Origin of the sequence: Actinoallomurus soli (assembly GCF_024055715.1) — a bacterium.
Taxonomy (GTDB): Bacteria; Actinomycetota; Actinomycetes; order Streptosporangiales; family Streptosporangiaceae; genus Actinoallomurus; species Actinoallomurus soli.
The window spans coordinates 274546-290902 of the sequence record NZ_JAMXMV010000006.1 but is presented as its reverse complement, the minus strand read 5'-3'; the positions used below and the strand labels follow the sequence as shown (position 1 = coordinate 290902).

Genomic DNA, 16357 nt, shown 5'->3' with positions numbered 1-16357 from the left:
CCCCGTGGCCGCGCGGAAGCGCCGAGGTGGGGCGGGCACCACCCCCCGAAGTGGACATCGCCCCATCGAAGCGGCACCGCCGTGGCTTCTAGGGTCTTTACCATCGACGACCGCACTCGAAGGAGAATCGGCATGGCGCGGAAGATCAAGGGGCTCGGCTCGACCGGCTCTCGGCGGACGGCGGCGGTGCTGGGGCCGGCGCTCGCTCTCGGTGTCGTGGTGGCCGGCCCGGCGTCGGCGCAGGCGCACACGGGCGGAAGAGACACCGCACGGGCGTCACAGACCCGGCGGCCGGTCGAGAGCGCCGGCAAGGCCGGTGCTCCGGCGGGTTCCGGTTTCGCCGGACCGGCCCACGGTGCGTGGAACGGCGCCACCGCGATCGACCGGTCGGGGAACGGCGCGACCGGCATCGTGGTCTCCGACCCGAGTGAGTGGGGGCCCACTTCCTGACGAGGCCCTGATGACCGGACGGCCGATCCCCGCCACCGGCTGATCCCGCGCGGACGCCCCGGCTCCCGAAAGAGCCCGGGTGCCCGCGCGGGCGCTCACATCACCCCGACTCCGCCAGGCTCCACCGGACGGGCGCGCCACGGCCGTGGGGTGGTGCTGGCACCACCCCCAATGGGGGCGTCGCCCTATCGAAGCGCACCGCAGTGGCTTCTAGCGTTTTCGACATAGGCGATCACCCCTGAAGGAGAATCGGCATGACGTTGAACAACAGGCGACTCGGCTCGCCCCCCGCTCGGCGGATGGCGGCGGTGCTGGGGCTGGCACTCGGTGTCGGTGTCATGGTGGCCGGCCCGGCGTCGGCGCAGGCGCACAGAAGCGGAGGAGACACCGCGCGGGCGTCACAGACCCGACAGTTGATCGAGAGCGCCGACAAGGCCACGGCCGCCGGTGTCCCGGGGGTCATCGTCCGGGTGGACGACGGGCACGGCCCGGTCGTGAACGTCGTCCGGCAGGCGTCGTGGAGCATCCCTGATCACGCGCTGACCGCGAACGACGAGTTCCGGATGGGCTCGAACACCAAGACGGTCGTCGCGGCGCTGGTGCTGCAACTCGTCGGCGAAGACCGCGTCGCACTGGACGACCCCATCGACAAGTGGCTCCCCGGAGCCGTTCCGAACGGCCGGAACATCACCGTGCGGATGCTGCTGAACCACACCAGTGGCCTGGCCGACTACGCGTACGACCCCGAGGCGCTGGCGCTGATGACCGGCCACCAGTCGGAGCGGCCCACGGCCGAGCAGTTGCTCGCCGTGGGCACGAGGCTGCCGGTGGAGTTCCCGCCCGGTCAGGGCTGGACCTACAGCAACACCAACTACATCGCGCTCGGCCTGCTGTTGGAGAAGGTCACCGGGCACAGCGTGGCGGACCTGATCCAGGACCGTATCGCCAAGCCGCTGGGGCTTCGGCACACCTACCTGTCCACCGATGCCCCGGACCCCGCCGATCGCCGGTTCGCCCACGGGTACGAGCCCGACGCGGCGCACCTCGCGCCAATCCTGCCGCCCGGTACGCCGGCGGGTTTCGGTTTCGTCGGACCGGCCCGCGGCGAGCGGGTCGACGTCACCGGGATCGACCAGTCGTGGGACGGAGCGGCCGGTTCCATCGTCTCCACCACGAGCGACTGGGCCCGGTTCGACAAGGCCCTGATGTCCGGCCGGCTCTTTCCCAAGTCGCTGCTCGCCCAGATGATGGTCACTACTCAAGAGGACGAGGCGAACGGGCTGAACCGCTCCTACGGACTGGGCCTGGAGGAGGTCCGCACTCCCTGCGGCACCGTGTGGGGACACGACGGCGCACTCCCCGGATACCGCAGCGACAACTACACCGACCAGTCGGGACGGCGCACCGTCTCGGTGCTGAGCACGACCCACTTCGGTCTGAAGACCGACGCCGCGGCGGGTACGGCTGAGGACGATCTGGTCACCGCGGCCATCTGCACGATGCTCGACAAGCCCATCCCCGCCACCGGCTGATCCCGCCCGGGCCCGACGCCGGTCAGCGCGTGCCCACGACGTTGATGAAGCTCGCAAACGCCCTCGACGCCGCGCTGTCCGGCTACCTGGCAAGCGGGATCGCGTTCCCCGCGCGGGACCTCGGATGGCGCGCGTAGCCTGGCGGGAATAACGGTACGACGACGAAGGCACGTCATGTTCGACGACTTGGAAGGACGAAGGACAGGGGAACGCATCCAGATCCTTCGAGAGCGTAAAGGACTGTCGCGACCCGTCCTGGCCGAACTCGGCCGACGGCACGGCCGGCGCCACAAAGCCGGTCGTTCGAACCCCAGGAGCGTCGATCACCGGGTACGGGGCGGCGCTCCCCCCGGCGGATCGGGGCCTGAACGGCGGCGTCGGGGACCGGGTCCGGAGGCGCGGGATGACGGCGGCGATGGCGTCCGGACCTGCCACGGCCACGGAAAGGCAGAAGGACGATCACGGCGATGGCGACGACATATCCGACGCGCAGCAGGCCCAGAACGTGCAGGGAGATGGGCAGGACGTGGGCGGCCAGGCGTGCCACGTAGAGGGTGACGAGCCCGCCGACGGTCAGCCACGGTCCGCGCCACTTCGTCGCGATCAGGTCGAAGGCGACGGCCCCGAGCAGGACTCCCGCGGTGTAGTAGGAGTAGACCTCGGGATCGAGCATGATCCGCGCCCCGGTCGCCAGCAGGATGACCGCGGGCCACCGCCGTCGTACGACCGCCGCCGTCCCCAGCGCGCAGCCGAGGAGCAGCTGGACCGGACGGTCCCAGGCGGGGGTACGCGGGTCCGTGACACCGAGGGCCCGCAGCCCTGACGAGGCGGCGTTGGGGATGGTGAACCTGGCCGCCGTGAGCGTGTGCGAGTCGTACAGCAGGAAGGGAAGCCACGCGGCCGCGAGGCCGAGAGCGCACGCCGTCGCCGCCCGCCACCAGGAACGCGCCGGAAGGGCCAGGAGGAGGGGCGCGAACGCCGCCGCCCAGGGCTTCGAGTCGGCGGCGGCCGCCACGAGCAGGCCGGTGAGGATCGGGTTCTGCCGGACGAGTGCGTGCAGAGCAGCGACCCCGAACACCAACGCCAGCACGTCGTCGAGATGGCCGGCGTGGGTGACGAGTTCGGCCCATACAGGGATGAATACCAGCCCGGCCGCGAGCAGCCGCGACGGCCGGCGTGCCGGGGGCGGGACCAGCCGCCAAAGCGCACTCAACAGTGGCGGCCCCGTCCCACTCATCAACAGGACGGCGAGTAGCCGGCCCGCGAACGGGCCGAGTACCTGCAGGGGCGCGGCGGCCATGAGGGAGATCGGCCCGATCTGCAGCTCCGGATGGGTCGCGTACAGATGCAGCCCCTGACCGGCTTCGTCCTCGAACAGCAGGTGGCCCCCCTGAGCGAAGTAGTGCCACGACCCGCCGCAGCCCGGAAGACGGACCCCCGTCCAGATGGCGGCCCAGTACCACAACGACCACCAGACGCGGCGGAAGCGCCGATCAGCAGGATCAGCCGGAGAGTCCGCGGAGGGGGTGAGCCTTTCGAGTGTCGCGGTCGGCGTGCTCATGGTGTCAGGAGCCGTTGACCACGCGGCCCCGTCTGCCCGCGGGTCGGTCCGCCAGCGTTCATACCAACATCGTCCAAGGTCAGCGCCCCCTTCAGCCGTGCGTGCGGACACGGTAGGAAGCCGCAGGTAAGGAGGTCGGTAGCGGAAGGCAAGCGTGCCGTTTACTCCTCTTCGTACCGATATGCCCCTTTAGTTACGGTTCATCTGCAGGGCAGGGCGCGTACCGGCCACGGCCACCTCCGCGGGGAGCGCCGTGCGGCGGATCTCGGCCGCGGTGATGCCGAACTCCTTCCGGAGCGCCCGACTCAAGCGCCCGGGTCGCAACAGGTGCCGCTCCGGCACAGGCCGGCCGTTGCCATCGCTGCCGGGACGCCGCCGAATACGCCGCGACGGGCATGGAGGACCGGGAATGCTCCGTACCCCACCCGTGCTCCCGGTACCGGGCACCGAACCGACGATGCATCCGGCCGCGCCCGGCCACCCGCCGCTGCTGCTCCTCATGACCGACGGCCTCGGGGCCGCCTTCCTCGGGTGGGGTGGTACCTAATGCTCGCTGAAGGGCCGCCTGCGGTGCCGGTATGGAGGCTTTGCGCGGCTGCTGGGTCGCGTTCGCCGAGCCTTCCGTACTCCTCAGGCGGTGGCCCGGCGGCGGTGGAGGGTGCCGATCAGGGCGGTGACAACCGCGGCGACGGCGAAGGAGAGCAGTGAGGCGCTCATCCAGTCCGATGGGGTGAAGTGCAGGGCGCTCTGGGCGTGCGTCCACAGCCGGGACCACCAGCCGACCTGGCCGGGGTTGATGAGCTGGTACGCCGCGATCCCCGCCGCCCAGGCGACGATCATCCCCCAGCGGGCGGGGGCGCGGTCGGAGACGTCCCAGCCGCGTCGCCCGGTGAAGCAGAAGAAGTCGACGGCGAGCACGCCGAGCATGGGCACGAACACCGACCCGATCAGCGTCAGGAAGCCCGCGTAGTTGTCCATGTTCAGCGCGAGGGCCAGCACCGTCGTCAGGACCCCCAGGACCACGGTGAGCACCCGCCGGTCCGCGCGGGTCACGAGGTTCTGGATGGAGACCGCGGTCGAGTAGACGTTCGCGAAGGACTGGTCGACCTCGCGCAGGACGAAGACGGCGAAGAACAGCGTGCCGAGCGCCACGTGCTGGAACGGGCCGAACACCTTGGAGGAGTCGCCGGCGACGAGCGCGAGCGCCAGCAGCCCGAGGACGTACGCGACGACCTGCGTCAGACCGTACGCCACGCTCGCGGCGCCGAACGCCGCCCGCTCCGAGCGCGAGTGCCGCGTGTAGTCCGCCGCCATCGGCACCCAGGAGATGGAGACGGCCAGCGCGGCGTCCGCGCCGATCCAGAAGTGGCTCCACGAGCCGTGGGTGAGGTTCGGCAGCGGCTGCCGGGCCAGTTGGACGTAGAAGTAGCCGAGGGCGAGGACGACCGCGACGGTGACGTACCGGCGCAGCACCCGGACCGAGCCGAGCGGCCAGAGCGTCAGCACGGTGGTGACCGCCCCGGCCACGACCACGTACGCCCAGCGCGGTCCGCCGCCGACGAGCTCCTTCGCCGCGCCCGCGATCGTGACGAGCTCGAACGTTCCCCAGCCGACCATCTGCAGGATGTTCATGACGGTGGGGATGTAGGACAGGCGCGTGCCGAACAGGCCGCGCAGCAGCATCATCGCCGGAACGCCGGCGCGGGTGCCGGGCACGGCGGCCAGGCCCAGCATGATCCCGCCGATCGCGGTGCCGACGACCATGGCGAGGATCCCCGCGACGATGGGCAGCCGGGGCGTGCCCTGGGCGTCCGGGGCGAGCACGGTGTACGCGCCCGAGAAGGCGAGAAGGCTCACACCGAGGTTCGCCCAGAAGGCGCTCTGGTCCCAGAAGCTGAGGACCTTCGGCGCGGGCTGGTCGAGGGTGTACGGGGCCTCGTTGGACGAACGCTCTTCGACGGCAGCGCTCAAGGCACACTCCCTACGCCGGCATTATCCGGTCAGGTTCGAGCGGTCGGCGGCACGTTCGAAGCCGCCCTCTCAGCCCGGTCGTCGTCCGAGCTCCCGCGGGTCTTTACTTTTCCGCCGTCAATGTACCTCGATCAGGCGACGTATGGCTCCCCGCCCGATTCGCTGACCATCGGACGGCCCGCCGCCGCCCAGGCGTTCATGCCGCCCTGGACGTTCGCGGTCTTCCAGCCCGCGTTGTTGAACGCCGCGACCACCGACGCCGAGCGCGCCCCCGACCGGCAGATGACGAAGATGTCCTCACCGGTCGGCACCTCGGAGGCGCGGGCGCCGAGCTGGCTCAGCGGGATGTGTACGGCCCGGGGCGCGTGACCGGCCTGCCACTCGTCCAGTTCGCGCACGTCCAGCAGGAACGCGTCGTCCGGAACCTTGGCGACCTCCACGGCGGGAATCTGTTCCCTGAAAGAGTTCACCCATCAAAGGAACCATGAGTCGTCGCCCGGAGTCGAATCGTCATGAGGCAATCTCTCTCCAGACTGGGACCCACGGCCCTCGCCATCCCCGGCATCCTGGCCGCCCTTGCGCTGGGCGGTTGCAAGAACGGGGACGGAGGCGCCACCGCGCACAGCAAGGACTCCCCGACCCCGACCTCGTCGGCGGCGCCGGGCACACCGGCGCCGACCACCTCTCCGACCGCGCCCGCCCCGAGCGGGTCGGCGGCCGGGACCCGTCTGACCGTCACCGTACGGGCGTCGCAGACGTCGGCGCCGAAGTCCTGGACGCTCACCTGCGACCCGGTGGGCGGGAGCCTGCCCGCGGCCGAGCAGGCGTGCACGGTGCTGGCCGCGGCGGCCGCGAAGGGGGAGGACCCGTTCGCGCCCACGCCCAAGGACCAGATGTGCACCCAGATCTACGGCGGCCCGCAGACCGCCACGGTCACCGGCACCTGGAACGGCAAGAAGATCGACGCGACGTTCAACCGGAGGAACGGCTGCGAGATCAAGCGGTGGGGCAACCTCGCCTCGCTGTTCGGGACGACGCCGCCCGAGCGCTGACCCGGCCGCCGGGCCGCCGGGACCGGCTCACTTGAGCAGGCGGGACATCCGGCGGTCCGCCAGCGGCTTGCCGCCGGTCTGGCACGTGGGGCAGTACTGCAGGGCGGAGTCCGCGAAGGACACCTCCCTGATCGTGTCGCCGCAGACCGGGCACTTCTGCCCCGCCCGGCCGTGGACCCGCAGGCCCTCCTTCTTCTCGCCCTTGAGGTCCTTGGCCGCGACGCCACGGGAGCGTTCGACGGCGTCGCCGAGCGTGCGGACGATCGCGTCGTACAGCGTCGTGACGTCCTCGTCGGTGAAGCTCGCGGCCAGCTTGAACGGCGACATCCGCGCCACGTGCAGCACCTCGTCGGAGTAGGCGTTGCCGATCCCGGCGATCACGCTCTGGTCGCGCAGCAGCCCCTTGATCTGGGTGCGCCGCCCGTCGAGGATGCCCTTCAGCGTCTCGACGGTGAAGCCCTCGCCGAGCGGGTCGGGACCGAGCGACCGGACGCCCGGCACGTCCGCCGGGTCTCCTGCGACGTACACCGCGAGCCGCTTCTGGGTGCCCGCCTCGGTGAGGTCGAACCCGGAGCCGTCGTCGAGATGGACGCGCATGGCCAGCGGACCCTTGCCCGGCCGGGGCGGCGCGGGCGGCAGCGCGTCCTTCCACCGGAGCCAGCCGGCCCGGGACAGGTGCATGACGAGGTGGATGCCGTCGACGTCGAGGTCGAGGAACTTGCCGTGGCGGGCGACCCCGGTGATCGTGAGACCGTTCAGCGCGGTGATCGGCGGGTCGTACGTCTTCAGCGACGAGATGGCCGCCACGTCGATCCGCGCAATCACCCGCCCGACGGCGTGCTCGCGCAGGAACGCGGCGAGGGACTCGACCTCGGGCAGCTCCGGCATGGTCCCAGAGTACGGCTCCGCCCACAGGCTGTGGACGAACACGGGTGATCGCCGCCGGGGGACCTTGGTCCCTTGGCCGCGCGCGCCCGGCGCGACCATCCTGGAGAGCGGGAGTTCGATGTGACCATGACGGTCGCCCTGGGCGGCGACACGATGCTGGGACGCGGGGTCGCGGAGCGGATCGCGGCATGCGGCCCGTACGGCATGTTCGCCGACGAGGTGCGGGAGATCTTCCGATCCGCCGATCTGGCCCTGGTCAACCTGGAGTGCTGCGTCTCCGCACGCGGCGAGCCGTGGGCTGCCCCCGGCAGGCCGTTCCACTTCCGTGCGCCGCCGCCGGCCGCGGAGACCCTCGCCGACCTGGGGATCGACTGCGTCACGCTCGCCAACAACCACGCCCTGGACTACGGCCCCGAGGCGCTGACGGACACGCTCGGCCACCTGGCACGGGTCGGGATCCGGGCCGTCGGGGCGGGGCCCGACGTGCGCCGGGCGCGCGAACCCGCCCTGTTCGACACCGCGGACGGGCCCGTGGCCGTCCTTGGGATCACCGACCATCCCGCCGACTACGCCGCCCGCGAGGAGCGGCCCGGAGTGGCGTACGCGGACCTGCGCCGCGAGATCCCGTCCTGGCTCACCGACCGGATCCGCCGGCTGTCCGCCGACGGGTTCCGCGTGCTCGTGCTGGCGCACTGGGGCCCGAACATGACCACGGAGCCCCCGCGATACGTCCAGGTGGCCGCCCATGCGCTCGTCGACGCGGGGGCGACCCTGATCGCCGGGCACTCGGCGCACGTCTTCCACGGCATGTCCGGCCGCGTGCTGTACGACCTCGGTGACCTCGTCGACGACTACGCCGTGGATCCGGCCCTGCGCAACGACCTGGGCCTGGTCTTCCACGTCGCTCTCGACGGCTCGCGGATCACCCGGCTGACGGCGCTCCCCCTCACGTTGGAGTACGCCCGTACGCGCCTGGCGACGGGCACCGACCACGCCTGGATCCGGGACCGGTTCATCAGCGCCTGCGCGGCGTTCGGGACGGAGGTCGTCGAGGAGGACGGGCGGCTCGCGGTGGCCTGTCCCGGACCGCCGTGAGGTCCTTGAGCAGGGCTCCTGCCTTTGACGATGCCTCCACCATGACCCAAACTGGAGTTAGGGGCCACCGTAAAAGGCTGGGAGCGGCAACGGGCGGAGGTGGCCATGTCCTTCACGGAAATCACCAAAATCCTCGGCCGGCACAGCTGGTGGATGAGCGGATCACCCGGGGAGACGCGGGAGGTCCGGGACGCCGTCGCCGGCGATCTCCGCACGCCGACCGTGACGGCCGACGACGGAATCCGGCTCCACGTCGAGGTGAGCGAGGCCCCCGAGGCGGACGCGACCGTCGTCTTCTGCCACGGGTTCCTGCTGAACTCCACGAGCTGGCGCGTCGAGCGCGACGCGCTGGCCGGCCGGGTCCGCGTCGTGCTCTGGGACCTGCGCGGCCACGGCCGGTCGGGGTGGGGCTCCCCGCCGAACGCCACGATCGACCAGCTCGGCCGCGACCTGTTCGCGGTACTGACGGAGGCCGCACCGGAGGGGCCCGTCGTCCTGGTCGGCCACTCGATGGGCGGCATGGCGATCCTCGGGCTCGCCGACGCGCACCCGGAGCTGTTCGGCGACCGGATCGTCGGGGTGCTGCTCGCCTCCACCTCCTCGGGCGACCTGTCCTCCGTCACGATCGGGCTCCCCGAGCGGACCGCGCGGGTCCTGCACCGGATGGTCCCCGTCACGCTGAGCACGCTCCGCCACCAGGCCAGACTGGTGGACGCCGCACGCCGGCCGCTCGGCGGGATGTCCTTCCTGCTCACCCGCTCGTACCTCTTCGGCGCCCACGTGTCGAGGCAGGTCGCCGAGGTGACCACCCGGCTGATGGCGTCCGTGCCGATCGAGGTGATCGCGACCTTCTACACGGAGCTGATCGCGTACGACAAGCGGGCCGCGCTGCCCGCCCTCGGCCGCGTGCCCGTGCTGGTCATGGTCGGTGACCGTGACCTCATCACGCCGATGCGGCACGCGGAGGCTCTCGCCGCGCAGATCCCCGGCGCCGATCTCGTCGTGGTCCCCGGCGCCGGTCACCTGCTGCCCCTGGAGCGCGCCGCCGAGGTCAACCACCATTTGTGGGAGCTGCTCCGGCGTACGACCGGCATCGAACCGGCGGCCGAGCCCGCCCTCGTCGACGGCCACGAGCAGGCCCGTCGCCACCGGCGGCCGCACCTGCACCTGAACCGGCGCGGTCAGCCCCGCGGCTGAGCGGTCCTCAGCCGGCGACGAGCTTGATCACCGCGGCGACGCCCACGCAGACGATCACTGTGCGCAGGATCACGGGCGGCAGCCGGCGCCCGACCCTGGCGCCGAGGAGACCGCCCACCATGGAGCCCAGGGCCACCAGCAGCACGGCCTGCCAGTCGACCTTCGCGACGCAGATGTACAGGACCGCCGCCGTTGCGTTGACCAGCATCGTCAGCAGGTTCTTCGCGGCGTTGACGCGCTGCAGGTCCTCATCGAGGAAAATGCCGAGCAGGCCGACGAGGAGGACGCCCTGCGCCACGCCGAAGTAGCCGCCGTAGACGCCCCCCGCGAACACCCCCAGCCAGAGCCAGGGCCCGCCGTGCGCCCGCCGGGGCCGGGAGGCGAGCCGGCGACTGATCAGGGGCTGGGTCAGGACCAGCACGCAGGACACCCCGATCAGGACGGCCACCACCACCGTGAAGGCCTGCTCGGGCAGGGTGAGCAGGAGCAGGCCGCCGACCAGCGCGCCCAGCACCGAGGCCGGGGCCAGCCGGGCGAGCCGGCCGCGCTGGCCCTTCAGCTCGGCCCGGTACCCCAGCACGCCGGTGACGCCGCCGGGCACCAGGCCGATGTTGTTCGAGACGTTCGCGGTGATCGGCGGCAGCCCCACGGCGAGCAGCGTCGGGAAGGTGATCAGAGATCCCGACCCGACGATCGCGTTGATGGCCCCCGCCGCGGTCCCCGCCGTGAGGACCGCCAGCACCGACCACGGCCGCGCGGAGAGTCCGAAGACCGCGACGCATCCCACGATCGCGACGACGAGGAGCAGGCCGATGACGACCCGGGGGGCGGGGGACCTCATGGTCGGCGACTCTATGCCAGGGCTCGCTGACCACGACAACCAGCGTCAAACTCGCTGTTCACGTGTCAAACTGGGTGTTAACCCCCCGATCTGAATAAGGGCCGCGGACGGAGCCGGACATACAGTCGACCCGCACCGGGGGGAGCACATGCTGGAAGTCATCGGGGCCGGCATGGGACGGACCGGCACTTACTCGCTGAAAGCAGCACTCGAGCGCCTGGGACACGGGCCCTGTCACCACATGTCCTCGCTCGGCGGGGACCTCGGCCGGATCAACGGCTGGGAGGCGGCCGCCCGCGGCGAACCGGTGGCCTGGGGAGACCTCCTGGCGGGCTATCGCGCGACCGTCGACTGGCCCTCGTGCTTCTTCTGGGAGGAACTCGCGGACACCTACCGCCACGCCCCCGTCATCCTCACCGTGCGCGATCCCGCCCGGTGGTACGCCAGCATGCGCGACACGATCTACCGCTCCAGCCACCGGCAGCCGGGATGGCACGGCCTCGCGATGTGGCTGGAGGACCGGGCCTGCGCCGGGCTCCGCGTCCGGCGCCGGATGTGCGAGCGGGTGATCTGGGAGGGCACCTTCGGGTCACGGTTCGCCGACCCCGACTTCGCCATCCAGGTATTCGAATGGCACAACGCCCACGTGCAGGAGGTCATCCCCGCTCATCGGCTGCTGGTGTACGAGGTCGGCCAGGGCTGGGGACCGCTGTGCGACTTCCTCGGCGTGCCCAGGCCGGACGAGCCGTTCCCGCACCTGAACGACACGGCGGCGTTCCGCCGGATGGCGTCGCGGCGCCGCCGGCGCCTGCTCACCCTGCGTCCTCTCGGCCCCGACGAGCGGACGGCGGTCCGGTGAACGGCCGCCTCCGCCCCGCCGCGTCGTACTACGCCCGCGGCTGGTGGCGCCGGGAGACCTTCGTGGACGACCTGCGCGCCGCGGCCGCGGACACGCCCGACCGTACGGTCTTCGTCAACTGGCGCCGGGACCTGAACCGGGAGGTCGTCGTCACCTGCGGCGACCTGGCGGCGGCCGTGGACCGCCTGTCCGCCGGGCTGCGCGGCCTCGGACTGCGCCCCGGCGACGTGGTCGCCTTCCAGCTCCCGAACTGGTGGGAGGCGGCGGCGCTCGCCCTCGCGTGCCTGGACGCGGGCCTGATCGCCGTGCCGATGATGGCGACGCTGGGCGCCCGCGAGGTCGAGCGCATCCTGTCCGGGACGGAGGCCGGTGCCTGCGTCGTCGTCGACCGATGGGAGACCGCGCGCCCCGCCCGCCTGCTGGCCGACCTCGGCCCCCGCCTGCCGCGCCTCCGCCACCGGATCGTCATCGGCGACGCGGCGGCGACCGGCGCGACCGCGTTCACCGACCTCCTCGAAGCGCCCGCCACCGGCGCACCCGCGCCCCGCGGACCGGACGAGGTCTCCCTCATCCTGTTCACCTCCGGAACGACGGGCGAGGTGAAGGGCATCCTCCACACCCCCAACACCCAGTACGCCTCCACCCGCGCCCGGCGCGGCGCCCTGCGCGGCGTCCCGATGCCGCGAACGGCCACCCCCGCCGACCTGACCCACTCGGTCGGGATGCGGACGAACGTCCTGACGCCCCTGGTGACGGGCTGCTGCTCCGTGTTCGCCGACACGCGCGACCCGGACGTCTGGCTCGACCTCCTCGCCCGCCACCGGGTCACCCACTTCCTCGGCGCCCCCCACATGCTGCTCAGCCTGATCCAGGCCCAGCGGCGCCGGTACCGGCCCCTCCCCGCCCTGCGCGTGATCACCAGCACCGGGGCCCCGCTGCCAGCCTCCCTCGTCGCCCCGATCCACGAATGGCTGTCCCCCGGCCTGGTGAACGGCTTCGGCATGACGGAGACGGGCGGCCTCACCGCGACCGCCGTCGACGACCCGCCCGGCTGGGCGGGCCACAGCATCGGCCGCCCCGTCCCCGGCTGCGAGATCCGCCTGGTGGCCGCCGAGCCGCCCTCCCCGGACCGGGCGTTCCGCCTCCACGTACGCGGCCCCTCGGTGTGCGCGGGCACCTTCCGGCTCCGCGACCGGCGGCCGACCTGGGACCCGGCGGCCACGGACGGCTGGTACGACACCGGCGACCTCGTCCGCGAGGACGGCCGCGGCGGCCTGTGCTACCTCTCCCGGGTCGCCGACCGGATCGGCAGCCCCCACCCGATTCCGATCCTGGAGGTCGAGGACGAACTACTGCGCCACCCCGCCGTCGCCGACGTCGCCCTCGTCGGCTGCCCGGACCGGAACGCCGCCGAGGAGACCGTCTGCGCCGTCGTGGTTCCCGCCGGCCCGGCTCCCACCCTCACCGACCTGCGGGAACACCTCCTCCGTGCGGGCATGACGGAGTGGTGGCTGCCCACTCGCCTGGAATGCGTCGACGCGCTCCCCCGCAACGAACTCGGCAAGGTCCGGAAGACCGAACTCCGCGCCCGGCTCCACCCACCCGAATGACCCCGCTCGGGGCCATGACTTTTGTCATCGGCGAAGCATGATCGCCGGTACTAACGCGCCGACCTGGGCGTCTCTAGCGTTCAGGGCATGACGAACACGAACACGAAATTCCACATCGCGGTCCTCGGTGGCGCGGAGTACAAGGTCGAACAGCAGGCGTCCCCGCGCTTCGTGTCCATCTCCCCGATCGGCGGCGCGGATGTCGACCTGAGCGGGATCGACCACGATGTGACCGTGGTCAAGGTGTCACTCGTCGGCGGCGTGAGGCTCACGGTGCCGGCCGACGTCACCGTGGAGGCCATCGGCTTCGGAGTGCCGGGCCTCTTCGGACGCCGGCGGTTCCGCGGCACCGGCGGTCCGGACGCGCCGACCGTTCGAGTGCACCGCTACGGGATCTTCGGCGGCGTCAGTATCGTCCGCAACGGCTGAGCGGTCCGCGCGATACCGCCATCATCAACGGGGCCGATGATGGCGGCAGACTGAACGTTCTATCGATTACACTCCGCACGATGGCGCATCACGCTCGAGGTCAGGTTTCCGAAGCACGATCGCGGCTCCTCGAAACCGCCACCCGGCTCTTCTACACCGAAGGCATCCACGCCGTCGGGATCGATCGGATCGTCGCGGAGGCGAAGGTGACCCGCGCGACGCTGTACCGCCACTTCCCCGGCAAGGAAGACCTCGTCGTCGCCTACCTCCAGGCCGTCCACCGGCTCGATCGCGATCAGGTCGGCGAGGCACTCGACAGCGGCCGACCGGCCGCCGACATCCTGAGAGCCATCGCCGAATCGATCGCCGACGGCATCCGGTCGGCCGGGTTCCGCGGATGCGCCTTCCTCAACGCCGTGGCGGAGTACCCGGATCCCGAACATCCCGTACACAAGGCCGTCCTCGCTCACCGGGAGTGGTTCCTGCGCACCATCACCGATCTGCTCGCGCAGGTCGGGGAGACGCCCCCCGAGCCCGCGGGCCGGCATTTCGTCATGCTGCGAGACGGCGCGATGGCCGAGGGCTGCCTCGCCGACCCGGCGGAGGTCTGCGACACGTTCCTCCAGGGAGTCGACGGAATCCTGCAGCACCGCACCGGCCCCAAGGGGACCGCCTGAGCCTTCGCCGATCACGCCGCCTGGTGTCCATCTCGGGGCGCCTTGGCGGTGCGCCCGAGACGCAGCGCCGAGATGAGAAAGAAGATGCCACCCGGCACCGCGTAGCCGGCGATGCCGGCCAGTGACGGGTTCTGCGCGGAGGCCGACGTGATGAACGAACCGCCGGCGAGCACGGAGATCGCACCGCTGAGGATCATCGGCCACTGACCGCCCATCCTGCGGCGCGTGGCGCCCACGACCAGCTGCACGAGCCCGGAGACGATCGCCCAGGCGCCCCACACGCGCAGGACGGCCGGCACACCGGACGCACAGGCGACGGCCACGCCGATCGCGGCGAGCAGGCTGATCGCGATGTTCACGTACAGCCCGCGTGCCGGCCCGGTGGCGCGAGACGAACGAGCGTCCACGACCGCCGCGGCGGCGTCGAACAGGGGATACAGAACGAGCAGGGTGACGCTGACCGGACCGAGGTCAGACTTGGTGGCGAACAGCAGGACGGCCCAGACGATGGCGAACCCGAACCGGACGAGATACAACCGGCGCAGAGCCGGCGCGATCCCGGGGGCAGCGGACGAGGCAACGGTGGTCACGAGGATCCTTTCGGACGATCGACAAGTAGACCGAACGTTCTATCCCGCCCAACGATGACAGCGCTCCCCATGAACCGTCAAGACCGAACGTTCTACCTCGCGCTTACGCCAAGAGCCGAGGCCGATCACCGACCCACCAAAAGATCCCGAGGGCGATCACCTGGAGACGAGAGCCGGCCCCTCAAGGCCGATGTCTTCGCCCGAGGCGGCAGAGGCCGCCCAGAGCCCGCACCGAGAGCCCACGCGACTCAAACCCGCGCAGCGGGCGAACAGCCACCCGTGGAAGACCAGCCCCACCCGAAGCAGGGCGGAGGCGGCGAAGCTCCCACGCGACCGCAGCCCGCACAACGGGCGAAGGACCGAACCCCAGCCCACGCAGGAGGCGAAGCCCCCACCCGGCCCCAGCCCGCACAGCGGGCGAAGGGCCGAACCCCAGCCCACGCAGGAGGCGAAGCCCCCACCCGGCCCCAGCCCGCACAGCGGGCGAAGGGCCAAACCCCGACCCGGGAGAACCCGCACCCATCACGAACCCCGGCCACCGAGGGGGCGTGGGGGGGCGAAGCCCCCCACCTCGGGGGGCCCGGGGGGTCGTCCCCCCGAAAACACGACGAGGGGTCGACGGGAAGGAAGCGAAGCTTCCGACCAGCCGACCCCAACACCGAGTGGGCGAGGAGGGATTTGAACCCTCACGTCCTTTCGGACACACGGACCTGAACCGTGCGCGTCTGCCGTTCCGCCACCCGCCCCGGGCGCGTCCAAAGGTTAGCACCATTCCAGCGGAGGTCCGAATCGGTTGCTCGGGGCGAACCTACTCACAGATACGATCGTCTCTCAGTGGAGAGGGGAGGTGCACGTGGGTGTCCTACAGCGCTTCGAGCGACGGCTCGAGGGCATGGTCGAGGGTGCCTTCGCTCGGGCTTTCAAGTCGGAGCTTCAGCCCGTCGAGGTGGCCAGCGCCATCCAGCGCGAGATGGACGAGCGCGCCGCGATCGTGGCGCAGGGTCGCACGCTGGTGCCGAACGACTTCGTCGTCGAGATCTCACATCCGGACGGCGAGCGGCTCGAGGTCTACGCCGACAGCCTGAGCCAAGAGCTGGCCAATCTCGCCCGTGAGCACGCGAAGGAGCAGGGTTACTCCTTCGTGGGGCCGGTGCGGGTGCGGTTCGAGAACGCCGATGACCTGCGTACCGGGATGTTCCGGATCCGGTCCGGCGTCATCCGCGGCTCGACGGTCGAGGGCGGCGAGATCCGCCAGCCGATGAGCGACATGCCGCCTCCGCCGCGTGGGTTCGCGGGCGGCCGGCCGCGGTTGCTGGTCAGCACGGAGGGTCAGCCGAGCCACACGTACGATCTGACCACTCCGGTGACGTTGCTCGGCCGGGGCACCGATTGTGATCTTCGGCTTGTCGATCCGGGCGTTTCCCGGCACCATGCCGAGATCAGAGTCGAGGGTCCGGAGGTGGTTGCGGTTGATCTAGGGTCGACCAACGGCACTTTCGTGAACGGCCAGCCGATCCGCCGCGTGACGCTGAATGACGGCGCGCGGGTGACGCTCGGCCGGACAACCCTGGTGTTCCGCCGCGATAGGGAGTAGCTCCGAACTCC

16 protein-coding genes, 1 tRNA gene and 1 riboswitch are annotated in these 16357 nt (G+C 71.4%); of the genes, 10 read left to right on the top strand and 7 right to left on the bottom strand.

Annotated features, from left to right (window positions below; genetic code table 11):
- Nucleotides 1-132 precede the first annotated feature (132 nt).
- Together NDW01_RS17965 and NDW01_RS17960 are read left to right on the top strand one after the other, a co-directional pair.
- Nucleotides 133-450 carry a hypothetical protein gene (locus NDW01_RS17965; protein ID WP_252821959.1) on the top strand — a complete coding sequence of 106 codons (318 nt, stop codon included), beginning with the start codon at nucleotides 133-135 and terminating at the stop codon, nucleotides 448-450.
- Between the two features lie 254 nt (nucleotides 451-704).
- Complete coding sequence (locus NDW01_RS17960) at nucleotides 705-1982, top strand: serine hydrolase domain-containing protein (RefSeq protein WP_252821958.1); 1278 nt, start codon at nucleotides 705-707, stop codon at nucleotides 1980-1982.
- Between the two features lie 172 nt (nucleotides 1983-2154).
- Here the strand turns inward: NDW01_RS17960 and NDW01_RS17955 are convergent, their stop codons facing one another.
- From NDW01_RS17955 to NDW01_RS17945, 3 genes are all read right to left on the bottom strand, one after another.
- Complete coding sequence (locus NDW01_RS17955; protein WP_252821956.1) at nucleotides 2155-3543, bottom strand: hypothetical protein; 1389 nt, start codon at nucleotides 3541-3543, stop codon at nucleotides 2155-2157.
- Between the two features lie 630 nt (nucleotides 3544-4173).
- Entirely contained in the window at nucleotides 4174-5514 is a 1341-nt protein-coding gene (locus NDW01_RS17950) for a purine-cytosine permease family protein (protein WP_252821953.1), read from the bottom strand.
- Nucleotides 5505-5621: riboswitch (TPP riboswitch) on the bottom strand. Its footprint overlaps the gene before it by 10 nt.
- A gap of 24 nt (nucleotides 5622-5645) precedes the next feature.
- Nucleotides 5646-5984 carry a rhodanese-like domain-containing protein gene (locus tag NDW01_RS17945; RefSeq protein ID WP_252821951.1) on the bottom strand — a complete coding sequence of 113 codons (339 nt, stop codon included), beginning with the start codon at nucleotides 5982-5984 and terminating at the stop codon, nucleotides 5646-5648.
- A gap of 42 nt (nucleotides 5985-6026) precedes the next feature.
- Between NDW01_RS17945 and NDW01_RS17940 the strand changes: the two genes are divergently transcribed.
- A complete protein-coding gene (locus tag NDW01_RS17940) occupies nucleotides 6027-6566 on the top strand; it encodes an SSI family serine proteinase inhibitor (RefSeq protein ID WP_252821949.1) in 540 nt (179 codons plus the stop codon).
- Nucleotides 6567-6593: 27 nt separating this feature from the next.
- Here the strand turns inward: NDW01_RS17940 and NDW01_RS17935 are convergent, their stop codons facing one another.
- Complete coding sequence (locus NDW01_RS17935) at nucleotides 6594-7454, bottom strand: Fpg/Nei family DNA glycosylase (RefSeq protein WP_252821947.1); 861 nt, start codon at nucleotides 7452-7454, stop codon at nucleotides 6594-6596.
- Between the two features lie 126 nt (nucleotides 7455-7580).
- On the opposite strand from NDW01_RS17935, the gene NDW01_RS17930 reads away from it, so the two are divergent.
- Nucleotides 7581-8549, top strand: coding sequence for a CapA family protein (locus NDW01_RS17930; protein ID WP_252821945.1), 969 nt, complete (start codon nucleotides 7581-7583; stop codon nucleotides 8547-8549).
- Nucleotides 8550-8654: 105 nt separating this feature from the next.
- Nucleotides 8655-9746: an alpha/beta fold hydrolase gene (locus NDW01_RS17925; RefSeq protein ID WP_252821943.1), complete on the top strand. Its 1092-nt coding sequence runs from the start codon at nucleotides 8655-8657 to the stop codon at nucleotides 9744-9746.
- Between the two features lie 7 nt (nucleotides 9747-9753).
- Here the strand turns inward: NDW01_RS17925 and NDW01_RS17920 are convergent, their stop codons facing one another.
- On the bottom strand, nucleotides 9754-10587 hold the full coding sequence (locus NDW01_RS17920; RefSeq protein ID WP_252821941.1) for a sulfite exporter TauE/SafE family protein: 834 nt from the start codon (nucleotides 10585-10587) through the stop codon (nucleotides 9754-9756).
- 148 nt (nucleotides 10588-10735) lie between these two features.
- On the opposite strand from NDW01_RS17920, the gene NDW01_RS17915 reads away from it, so the two are divergent.
- The 4 genes from NDW01_RS17915 (at nucleotide 10736) to NDW01_RS17900 (ending at nucleotide 14162) form a co-directional block, all read left to right on the top strand.
- The gene (locus NDW01_RS17915) at nucleotides 10736-11446 is read left to right on the top strand and encodes a sulfotransferase family protein (RefSeq protein WP_252821939.1); all 711 of its coding nucleotides are present in this window, start codon (nucleotides 10736-10738) and stop codon (nucleotides 11444-11446) included.
- A complete protein-coding gene (locus NDW01_RS17910; RefSeq protein ID WP_252821937.1) occupies nucleotides 11443-13056 on the top strand; it encodes an AMP-binding protein in 1614 nt (537 codons plus the stop codon). The genes NDW01_RS17915 and NDW01_RS17910 overlap by 4 nt, the downstream gene beginning before the upstream one ends.
- Before the next feature lie 87 nt (nucleotides 13057-13143).
- The gene (locus NDW01_RS17905; RefSeq protein WP_252821935.1) at nucleotides 13144-13485 is read left to right on the top strand and encodes a hypothetical protein; all 342 of its coding nucleotides are present in this window, start codon (nucleotides 13144-13146) and stop codon (nucleotides 13483-13485) included.
- Nucleotides 13486-13565: 80 nt separating this feature from the next.
- Nucleotides 13566-14162 carry a TetR/AcrR family transcriptional regulator gene (locus NDW01_RS17900; protein WP_252821933.1) on the top strand — a complete coding sequence of 199 codons (597 nt, stop codon included), beginning with the start codon at nucleotides 13566-13568 and terminating at the stop codon, nucleotides 14160-14162.
- 11 nt (nucleotides 14163-14173) lie between these two features.
- On the opposite strand, the gene NDW01_RS17895 is transcribed toward NDW01_RS17900, so the two are convergent.
- Nucleotides 14174-14752: a DUF308 domain-containing protein gene (locus tag NDW01_RS17895; RefSeq protein ID WP_252821931.1), complete on the bottom strand. Its 579-nt coding sequence runs from the start codon at nucleotides 14750-14752 to the stop codon at nucleotides 14174-14176.
- A gap of 663 nt (nucleotides 14753-15415) precedes the next feature.
- A tRNA-Leu gene (locus tag NDW01_RS17890) sits at nucleotides 15416-15498 on the bottom strand.
- 107 nt (nucleotides 15499-15605) lie between these two features.
- Between NDW01_RS17890 and NDW01_RS17885 the strand changes: the two genes are divergently transcribed.
- On the top strand, nucleotides 15606-16346 hold the full coding sequence (locus tag NDW01_RS17885; protein ID WP_252785206.1) for an FhaA domain-containing protein: 741 nt from the start codon (nucleotides 15606-15608) through the stop codon (nucleotides 16344-16346).
- The last annotated feature ends 11 nt before the right edge of the window (nucleotides 16347-16357 follow it).

Coding starts and splice junctions, on each gene's coding strand:
- NDW01_RS17965 (WP_252821959.1), top strand. CDS start 133: ATGGCGCGGAAGATCAAGGGGCTCGGCTCGACCGGCTCTCGGCGGACG.
- NDW01_RS17960 (WP_252821958.1), top strand. CDS start 705: ATGACGTTGAACAACAGGCGACTCGGCTCGCCCCCCGCTCGGCGGATG.
- NDW01_RS17955 (WP_252821956.1), bottom strand. CDS start 3,543: ATGAGCACGCCGACCGCGACACTCGAAAGGCTCACCCCCTCCGCGGAC.
- NDW01_RS17940 (WP_252821949.1), top strand. CDS start 6,027: ATGAGGCAATCTCTCTCCAGACTGGGACCCACGGCCCTCGCCATCCCC.
- NDW01_RS17935 (WP_252821947.1), bottom strand. CDS start 7,454: ATGCCGGAGCTGCCCGAGGTCGAGTCCCTCGCCGCGTTCCTGCGCGAG.
- NDW01_RS17930 (WP_252821945.1), top strand. CDS start 7,581: ATGACGGTCGCCCTGGGCGGCGACACGATGCTGGGACGCGGGGTCGCG.
- NDW01_RS17925 (WP_252821943.1), top strand. CDS start 8,655: ATGTCCTTCACGGAAATCACCAAAATCCTCGGCCGGCACAGCTGGTGG.
- NDW01_RS17920 (WP_252821941.1), bottom strand. CDS start 10,587: ATGAGGTCCCCCGCCCCCCGGGTCGTCATCGGCCTGCTCCTCGTCGTC.
- NDW01_RS17915 (WP_252821939.1), top strand. CDS start 10,736: ATGCTGGAAGTCATCGGGGCCGGCATGGGACGGACCGGCACTTACTCG.
- NDW01_RS17905 (WP_252821935.1), top strand. CDS start 13,144: ATGACGAACACGAACACGAAATTCCACATCGCGGTCCTCGGTGGCGCG.
- NDW01_RS17900 (WP_252821933.1), top strand. CDS start 13,566: ATGGCGCATCACGCTCGAGGTCAGGTTTCCGAAGCACGATCGCGGCTC.